The 505-nt window shown below is 40.8% G+C and carries 2 protein-coding genes; both read right to left on the reverse strand.

The window, feature by feature from the left end; genetic code table 11:
* Window positions 1-29 precede the first annotated feature (29 nt).
* The gene (gene psbF / locus IE294_RS50610) at window positions 30-149 is read right to left on the reverse strand and encodes a cytochrome b559 subunit beta (RefSeq protein ID WP_163296463.1); all 120 of its coding nucleotides are present in this window, start codon (window positions 147-149) and stop codon (window positions 30-32) included.
* Between the two features lie 9 nt (window positions 150-158).
* On the reverse strand, window positions 159-505 hold a 347-nt coding region (gene psbE, locus IE294_RS50615), incomplete at its 5' end, for a cytochrome b559 subunit alpha (RefSeq protein WP_229918628.1).

The following is a 505-nucleotide window of genomic DNA, read 5'->3' on the forward strand; positions in this document are numbered from 1 at the left end:
CATAGCTCTATAATTAATTCGAATTAGGATTATCGTTGGATGAACTGCATTGCTGATATTGACCCCAAAAAAAAAACGGTAGGTACAGCTAGTCCGTGAACAGCCAACCATCGCACTGTAAAAATTGGATAGGTTCGATCTATGGTCATTGGGTCCTCCTAAAAAGATCTACTAAATTCATCGAGTTGTTCCAAAGAATCAAAACGGCCAGTTATTAATGGAATTCCTTGTCGGCTCTCTGTAAAATACTCGTTTGGACGAGGGCTTCCAAACACATCATAAGCTAAACCTGTGCTGACGAATAACCAACCCGCGATGAATAGGGAAGGTATAGTAATACTATGAATGACCCAGTATCGAATACTGGTAATAATATCAGCAAAAGAACGTTCTCCTGTGCTTCCAGACATGCCGAGCTCCACATATTCTTGTAGGGGATCGATTCCGTAAAAGATGGGATCAGTAAATGGGAATTCACCGAAACTCAATCTTTGTGAGATCGTCA

Origin of the sequence: Streptomyces canarius (assembly GCF_014650735.1) — a bacterium.
GTDB lineage: Bacteria > Actinomycetota > Actinomycetes > Streptomycetales > Streptomycetaceae > Streptomyces > Streptomyces olivaceoviridis.

Excerpts from the sequence above, each read along its gene's own strand:
- psbF (WP_163296463.1), bottom strand. The coding sequence starts at position 149 with ATGACCATAGATCGAACCTATCCAATTTTTACAGTGCGATGGTTGGCT.